Source organism: Enterobacter cloacae complex sp. 394I7, from assembly GCF_057320345.1.
The window spans coordinates 287,684-297,166 of the sequence record NZ_JBXWCR010000004.1 but is presented as its reverse complement, the minus strand read 5'-3'; the positions used below and the strand labels follow the sequence as shown (position 1 = coordinate 297,166).

Sequence of the window (9,483 nt, the reverse complement as noted above, 5' to 3'; positions counted from 1 at the left end):
CGGTTGCCGGGTCGATGATATACACCACGCTGCCCGCTTCCGCTGTCCCGCGTAAATCCAGGCCACGGTCGTTGGTTACGCCACCGTTGCCCACCAGACCGTTATACACGCCGCCCTGAACATCATCGTAAGAGCCGGTGATAACAGGTGCGTTATTCACCGTATCAACCGTGAGTGAGAAGGTTGATGAGTTCGCTGAACGGTTCCCAGCATTATCGATTGAGAAAACCTGCCAGGAATATGTCTGGTTATAGTTAGTTGTCGCCTGATAAGACCATTTACCATCAGCTCCCGCCGTTGTGGAAGCCACTGTCGCACCATTCGCCATGTTGACGAAATACACAACGCTACCTGCCTCCGCCGTACCGCGTAACTCAGGCGTTCGGTCGTTCGTTACGCCACCGTTGCCCACCAGACCGTTATAAATACCACCTTCTACGTTGTCATAAGCACCTGTAATAACTGGTGTCGCATTAACGGTATCCACGTTGATCGAATAGGTCTCAGATTTACCCGACACGTTACCCAGATCGTCTTTCGCAATGGTGTAGAACATATGCGGACGACCGGCAGCCGTGTCAGCAACCGCATGCTCCCAGGTCCAGTTACCTTTCGCATCAGTTTTCACCGTATCCAGCACCGCGTTGTTATACGCGTTGTAGATATACACGACGCTGTTTGGCTCAGCGGTTCCGCGCAGCTGCATATTACCGTCGTTGCTCAGCCCACCGTCTGGCACCAGGCCGTTATAGATGCCGCCTTCCACGTCATCGTACGCCCCCAGAATGATCGGAGCTGCAGCGCGGGTATCCACTTCCAGACCGTAGTGGTTGGATTCGCCAGAGACGTTGCCCGCCGCATCCTGTGACGTCACGTAGAAGTCATGTTTCGCATCTGCCAGCGCAGGCGATGTCCACGTCCAGTTACCGTCCGCATCGGCATACACCGAAGCGATTGGCGTTTTGCTGTCCGAACCATAGATTGTCACCAGGCTGTTTTTCTCAGCCGTACCGCGCAGTTCTGGCGTGGTGTCGCGTGAACGGCCGCCATCGACGATCAGCGTACCCGCATCGTCATACATGCCGGTAATGCTCGGCGCCGTTGGCGCATCGGTATCAATCGTCAGATCCCACGGCGCGGTTGGTGCGCTTTTCACACCGGTCGGGCTCTGGAAGACCGCGCTCAGAGACAGCTCGGTACCGTTGTTCTGCGGTGGCAGCGTGTAGTTCCAGGTGCCGTCATTGCCTACGGTCACAGAATTAACAAGCGTGGTGCCGTCGTAAATGAACACGGTGTCGCCCGCACGGCCAGTACCGTGCAGCGTTGGCGTGGTGTCATCGGTCACCGCCGGGTTCGCCAGGTCGCCCTGCACCAGGCCTACATCGTCGGCGATGCGATCCAGCGTCCCTGTCGGAATGCTGGTGTCCAGCGTCAGCTCAAACGGTGCGGTAGGCGCACTGTCACCCGTCCCCGGATCTTCCGTGGCGGTGATCTGATATGTCCCGTCCGCGCTCAGCGCAGGGGTGATGGTCAACTGCCAGCTACCGGTTACCGCATCCGCACGCACGCTATCGATATAATTGCCGTCAACGTACACCTTCACCAGTGCGCCCGGCGTCGCGCGACCCACAACCGTTGGGGTCGTGTCATCGGTGTGGCTGCCGCTGCCCAGATTGCCGGTAATGGCACCTTCATCATCCACGACGTGGCTGATGGATACGCCGTTACCGCTGGTGTCCACGATGAAGTGGATCGGGTCGGACGCAGGGCCGACGTTACCCGCTTTGTCTTCAATCGAGACTTTCCAGGTGTAGTCGCCGTCCGCCAGCGCAGGTGCCGGGGTGTAGCTCCAGTTACCGCTGCCATCGACAGGAACGCGCACGGTAGTGCCGTTACCGAGATCGATAATAGCGGTACCGCCCGCTTCACCTTTACCACGGTAGGTTGGGGTGTTGTCATCGGTGGTGTCGTTGTTACCAATCAGACCTGGCGTACCGAAGTCGTCCCACAGTTCCACGTCAGCCGCTTCGCCTGGTGCGACGGAGTCCACAATAATGACCCACTCGCCGGTTTCCGGGCTGCGGTTGCCGGTCACATCTTCTGCGACCGCGCGGAAGCGGTGCTCGCCCTGCGCCAGCGCCGAATCAAACTCAATGGTCCAGCGTCCACCGGTGACCACCGCGCTGCCGATTGGGTTCGGGTTCGCGCCGTCATACAGATAGACGGTGGTGCCATCCTGCGCGGTACCGGTAATGACCGGACGATCGTCATTCGTGATGCCACCGTTCTGTACCGTGCCGACGTGTGATTCGACATCGTCAATCACATCGGTGATTGCCGGAGCCGTTGGAATACCGCCCGCCAGCAGGTCAAAGGAGAACGCATCAGAAGGATCCGAACGCAGACCCGCTTTGTCTTCGGCGACCACTTTCACGTCATAATGGCCGTTCGCCAGCCCCAGCGGCGGCGTCCAGGTCCAGGTACCTTCATCGGTGGCGCGAACGGAAGCAACTTCACGGCCATTGACGATGATGTACACCAGGCTGTTCTCTTCGGCAGAACCCGCAAAGGTCGGGGTGCTGTCGTCAGTGATATCGCCGTTTTGCAGATAACCTGTTTGCTGACCCGCGTCGTCAAAGACGGTGTCGATAGTCGGTTTCACCGGTGGCGTGGTGTCAACGATAAAGCCGATCGGATCGGACGGTTCGCTGGTGTTACCCGCGGGATCGGTGATGACCACCACGGCTTCATGCTCGCCTTCTGCCAGTGGATTTTCTGGTGTGACTTCCCATTTACCGTCTTCACCCACGATCGCGGTACCCACCACTTCATCGTCGATGATCAGTTCTACGGTTTCACCCGGCACAGCGCCTTCGCCGCTGAATACCGGCTGGGTATCATCGGTCACATCGCCGTTATTAATTGGGCCGATAACCGGACCCTGATCGTCTTCAACGTCACCAATGATCGGTTTCACTGGCGCTTCGGTGTCAATCACCAGCTTCCAGGGATCGGTTGGCGCGCTTTCAACACCCGTTGGGCCACGGAATACCACACTCACATCCAGCGCGGCACCGTTCGTTTGTTCAGGCAGGGTATATTCCCAGCGGCCATCAGCGCCCACGGTTACGGAGCTAATAATGTCGCTGCCATTACGTACGAAAACGATGTCACCTGGACGGCCCGTACCGTGCAGGGTTGGCGTGGTGTCATCCGTCACCGCCGGATTCGGCAGGTCACCCTGATAGCGACCAACGTCATCCGATACGCGATCGAACGTCCCGGTCGGAACAACGGTATCGATGGTCAGCAGGAATGGACGTGTCGGAGGTGGAATTTCACCAGGACCGCTGAATTCCCCTGCCGTAATTTCATAGGTTTTACCCGACTCCAGCGCAGGGTTGATCTCAATGGCCCACGCACCGGTCGTTGGGTCGGCAGTCATCGTACCCACCGCTTCCCCGTCAACATACAGCGTCACCAGAGAGCCAGGCGTTGCCGTCCCCACGATAACCGGTTTAAGGTCATCCGTGCTGCTGCCGCTGGCCAGCGGGTTGGTCAACGTGCCGGTATTATCTTCCGCGTGGCTGATGGATACCGCATTACCCACGGTGTCGACGATAAAGGTCACTGGCGCGGTGGCTTCACCACGGTTACCCGCAGCATCTTCCAGCGCCACAGACCAGGTATAGGTTCCGTCCGCCAGCGCAGGCGCAGGCGTCCAGCTCCAGTTACCTTCTGCATTGACGGGTACACGAATGCTCTGCCCGTCACCGAGGTCGATCACAGCCGTCATGCCCGGCTCACCCTTACCGCTAATAGTCGGGGTGTTATCTTCGCTGATATCGTTATTGTTAATTTCACGCGGGAACTGGTAATCGTTCCACAGTAAAACGTCGGTCGGCAGCGGCGGCAGTGTCGCCACAGCAGCGATGTTTGGCTCAGTATTGTTGTTAGAAGCGATGGTCTTTTTCATACTCAATATCCAACTATATTCTGTTTATGTTCGGGAAAATCCCTGGATTAAAAAAACGGCTAAACGTTTTTACTTTCCGGAGGCGCCTTAAAGTCGCCTCCGTTTCCTGATATCAATTAGTGGTTTTGCAGCGTGACCGTCACTCCCATCTGAACGAGGATTTCGGTATTCAGGCTTTCCATCTGGAAGGACTGATACCCCACTCCGCCAACGTTAACCGTGCCACCGTTTGTCCAGTTGCCCGGGTCTATATCGTTTGGCAACAGGTCGCTGAGATTGACCCGATCGCCTGCATCGCCCTTCACCATCAACTGGTTGAAGTCGTTATCGTGGAACAGGTTCTGTGTGGCGTTCTCCAGCACATCGCCCGCGCTCAGCGTCAGGGTGTTGTTACCTGTTCCCGTTATGTCGAACACTTCCATTGACTGGATTTTGTTGGTCAGCGCGCTCATATCGAGATGCTGATCCGCACCCAACAGCTTCAGCGTGTCCGTCCCTTCTCCCCCCTGGATCACCGCGTCGGTCAGGCTGGCCACGTCACTCACCTGATAGAGGTTGTCCGCCGCGTCGCCATACCAGACATCGCCCTGGTTATCCGCCAGGAATTCACCCGGCGTGACGGTTTTCGCCGTGCCGCTCACCACCAGGTTATCGATACTGAAACCAAATCCGGTGCTGCCCGGCTGCTCCTGATGGTGAATTTCCATCCGGTAAACCGGCGTCTCCTCCGGATTGTTTAACGACACCTGGACGTTACGGTTGCTGATCGGCGCGTTCACAAGCTGAGAATCAATTACATTGCCGTTGATGTCATAGAACGTCACCACCGTAGACGGACCCGCAAATCTCGGGTTGAAATCGAAATCGACGGTTTTGGCGCCATACTGGAAGTCGACAAACATGCTGGCTTCCATCCCGCTATCTGTTGACGAACTAAACAGGTACAAGCTGTTTGTGCTTCCCACCCCCCCGATAGTCTGTCTGTTGAATTCGTAGTCAGCCGTACTGGTATCCGTCGTGTGTGAGAAACGCATTCCGTGCACCCACTGGCCCGCATTGATCGCCGTAAACTCATCAGCTGATTCAAAGTTGTTGGTGCTGGTGAAGTCGCTGGTACGGTAGTCCGAGCTGTTACCCGCCGCGTCCACAATGGCTGCCCCGACCGGAATATCGGTATAACCGCCCGGTGGCAGGCTCAGCGTCACATTACCGTTCGCGATATCCGCTGCCGTCAGCGTGTGCGTGACAGAGACATCTCCGACCTTCACCAGAACCGAATCACCCGCCGTCACGTTGCTGCCCGGCAGCGTGACGGTGACATCGTTACCGCTCCGCACCACGTCGGTCGGGGCGTCCGGTGCAACCTGATCCACCACCACGTTCTGCGACGACTCGGTGTAGTTACCTGCCGCATCAACAACACGGGTCAAAATGGTCCAGTCTGCGCTGTGGCCCTGCGTGTCCACATAGGCCCACTTATCGCCGTCGACCAGCGCTTCCTGCCAGGTCGCGCCGCCGTCAACAGAGACATAAACCTTTTCGCCTGCGCCCAGCGCAGCCGAGAGATGGCCGGTGACCACGCTGCCAGGGCCGCTGTTATTGGTGATGAAGTCCGCATCGCTCACGCCGGAGTCTTTGCTCAGGCCATCAGCCACCGCACTGGCCGTTGGCGCTTCGGTATCAATGGTGATTTTCCAGGAATCGCTCGGCGCGCTTCTTACGCCCGTCGGACTCTCGAACACCACGTTCATATCCAGCTCTGTCCCGTTATTCTGCGGCGGTAACGTGTAGTTCCAGCTGCCGTCAGGCCCGACGATGACGGAGTCGATCAGGGTCGTACCGTCGTAAATAAACACCCGGTCGCCCGCCACACCGGTACCGCGCAGGGTCGGGGTGGTATCGTCGGTCACAGACGGGTTCGCCAGATCGCCCTGAACCAGGCCGACATCATCCGCTATACCGTCCAGGGTGCCGGTCGGAATGCGGGTATCGAGCGTCAGTTCAAACGGTGCGGTTTGTGGACCGTCACCGGTGCCGGTGTTTTCACTGGCGGTGATCTGATATGTGCCGTCGGCCGACAGCGCCGGGCTGATGGTGTACTGCCATTGACCCGTGGTCGGATCGGCCACCACGCTGTCAACCAGGTTTCCGTCAACGTAGACTTTTACAATGGCACCAGGCGTAGCGCGGCCCACAACGGTTGGCGTCGTGTCATCAGTGTGGCTGCCGCTGGCCAGGTTGCCCTGAATGCCACCTTCATCATCCACAACGTGGCTAATCGAAATCCCGTTTCCGCTGGTATCCACGATGAAGTGGATAGGGTCGGATGCAGGTCCGACGTTGCCGGCCTTGTCTTCAATTGAGACTTGCCAGGTGTAGTCGCCGTCCGCCAGTGCAGGCGCCGGGGTGTAGCTCCAGTTGCCGCTGGCATCAACCGGTACACGCACGGTGGTGCCATCGCCCAGGTCGATAATCGCCGTACCGCCCGCTTCACCCTTACCCCGGTAGGTCGGAGTGTTGTCATCGGTCGTACCGTTGTCGGCGATAATCCCCGGCGTGCCGAAGTCGTCCCACAGTTCAACGTCTGTCGCCTCGCCCGGTGCGACGGAATCAATGTTGATGACCCACTCGCCCGTTTTCGGGCTGCGGTTGCCGGTAGCATCTTCCGCTACCGCACGGAAGCGGTGCTCGCCCTGTGCCAGCGGCGTACTAAATTCAATTTTCCACTGTCCACCCGTTACCACTGCACTGCCGATCGGGTCAGGGTTCGCACCGTCGTACAGGTAAACGGTGGTACCGTCCTGACCGGTCCCCACGAGAGTTGGGCGGTCGTCGTTGGTGGTACCGTTTTGCTGTACGGTGCCGGTGTGAGACTCAACATCGTCAATCACATCGGTAATTGCCGGCGCTGTAGGGACACCGCCCACCTGCACGTTAAAGTTAAAGTCCTCAGACGACTCAGAGCGCAGGCCAGCTTTATCCTCCGCAACAACGCGGACGTTATACGGACCGTTAGCCAACCCCGGAGACGGTTCCCAGGTCCAGGAGCCGGTTTCGGTGGCGCGCACGGAATCCACCACTTTCTCGTTGACGATGATGTAAACGAGGCTATTTTCTTCAGCCGTACCGCTGAAGGTTGGCGTGTTGTCATCGGTGGTTTCACCTGCCGCCAGGTTGCCGGTTCTGTCGCCAACGTTATCGAAAACGGTATCGATGGTCGGTCGTGCCGGTGGCGTGGTGTCAACGATAAAGCCGATAGGGTCCGACGGTTCGCTGGCGTTGCCCGCCGGATCGGTAATGACCACCACCGCTTCATGTTCGCCATCCGGCAGCGGGATTTCTGGCGTCACTTCCCAGTTACCGTCTTCACCCACAATCGCAGTGCCCACCACTTCATCGTCGATAATCAGCTCAACGGTTTCGCCAGGCACGGCACCGCCGCCGCTGAATACCGGCTGAGTATCATCGGTGACATCGCCATCGTTAATCGGGCCAGTGATCGGGCCGACGTCATCTTCCACGTCACCGATCACCGGTTTTTCCGGCGCAGTCAGGTCGACGATAAAGCCGATCGGATCGGACGGCTCGCTGGCGTTGCCTGCCGGATCGGTGATCACCACCACCGCGTTGTGCTGGCCTTCAGCCAGTGGGTTTTCCGGCGTCACTGCCCATTTACCGTCTGCACCCACCACCGCGGTACCCACGACTTTATCGTCGATGATCAGCTCAACGGTGTCGCCCGGCGTGCCGTTTTCACCGCGGAATACAGGCAGCGTGTCGTCAGTGGTGTCACCGTCATTGATTGGGCCAACCACCGGACCGACGTCATCTTCCACCTCACCAATCACCGGTTTTTCCGGCGGGGTGAGATCGACGACAAAATCAATAGGATCGGACGGTTCGCTGGCGTTGCCTGCCGGATCGGTAATGACCACCACCGCTTCATGTTCGCCTTCCGGCAGCGGTTTTTCTGGCGTCACTTCCCAGTTGCCGTCTTCACCCACAATCGCAGTGCCCACGACTTCATCGTCGATAATCAGCTCAACGGTTTCGCCAGGTACGGCACCGCCGCCGCTGAATACCGGCTGGGTATCATCGGTAATATCGCCATTGTTAATCGGGCCGGTGATCGGGCCGACGTCATCTTCCACGTCACCGATCACCGGTTTCGCTGGTGCAGTCAGGTCGACGATAAAGCCAATCGGATCGGACGGTTCGCTGGCGTTGCCTGCCGGATCGGTGATCACCACCACCGCCTCGTGCTGGCCTTCAGCCAGTGGGTTTTCCGGCGTCACTGCCCATTTACCGTCTGCCCCCACTACCGCGGTACCCACGACTTTATCGTCGATGATCAGCTCAACGGTGTCGCCCGGCGTGCCGTTTTCACCGCGGAATACAGGCAGGGCGTCATCAGTAATGTCACCGTCATTGATTGGGCCAACCACCGGACCGACGTCATCTTCCACCTCACCGATCACCGGTTTTTCCGGCGGGGTGAGATCGACCACGAAATCAATAGGGTCGGACGGTTCGCTGGCGTTACCCTCAGGATCGGTGATGACCACCACCGCTTCGTGTTCGCCTTCCGGCAGCGGTTTTTCTGGCGTCACTTCCCAGTTGCCGTCTTCACCCACGATCGCGGTGCCTACGACTTCATCGTCGACAATCAGCTCAACGGTATCGCCAGGGTTCGCACCACCGCCACGGAAAACAGGCTGGGCGTCGTCAGTGGCATCGCCGTTGTGGATAGGGCCAGTGATCGGGCCAACGTCATCCTCAACTTCGCCGATCGTTGGTTTGCCAGGACCTGTCAGTGGAGGGGAAATAACGTCGCCGTTATCACCGCCGTCATTGCCGCCACGGTTATGGCGAATAATGGAGCCGATGCCAATCGCCGCACCAATCGCCGCTAATGCACCCAGTGCCAGCAAGGCAGGGGAAAATGCGGTACCCGCAACCGCCAGACCGTCAAGGCTGGCAATCGCGCCAGCGCCCAGCGCTTGCGCAGAGGATTCACCGTCCAGCAGGAAAGCAGCTTCGTGGTCATCATCACCGTCGGTGGCGATGTATTCATGCCACTGACCATCTTCCCCTTTACCGACCAGTTCACCCGGATTATCAAAGTAGTCTTCGATAATCAGCTGCGGCTGATCTTCATCAGTGCCTTCCAGCATGATGAACAGGTCCTTACCGACACGTTTCAGGGTAATGTTTTCTGGCGCAACGCCGTTTTCACCCTCAGCAAGAATGTACTTTGCATTCGGGATGGCTTTAATTTTGACGGCACTGCCTATTTTTTCACTGCGCAGAACGTCGGCTTTGACAATCGTATTTTTATCAACGACTGCAATATTTACTGGCTTGAGATTCATTCGCTAAATTCTCGTGTAAATAATCGATCTGTGTCTGCGCAACGCGCCAGACGCACTTCCATACGGGATTCTTTCCCTGGCTGACGCTATCTTCCTGTCAGAGCGACGGAGTCTTAATAAGACCTGTCGCAAACG

The 9,483-nt window shown here is 57.9% G+C and carries 2 protein-coding genes; both read right to left on the bottom strand.

What is annotated here, in order from left to right:
• Positions 1-3,976 (bottom strand): Ig-like domain-containing protein (locus tag AC2FAP_RS17195; protein WP_485452998.1); only part of this gene is annotated, 3,976 nt, incomplete at its 3' end.
• 116 nt (positions 3,977-4,092) lie between these two features.
• The gene (locus tag AC2FAP_RS17190; protein ID WP_449541475.1) at positions 4,093-9,348 is read right to left on the bottom strand and encodes an Ig-like domain-containing protein; all 5,256 of its coding nucleotides are present in this window, start codon (positions 9,346-9,348) and stop codon (positions 4,093-4,095) included.
• Between the last annotated feature and the right edge of the window lie 135 nt (positions 9,349-9,483).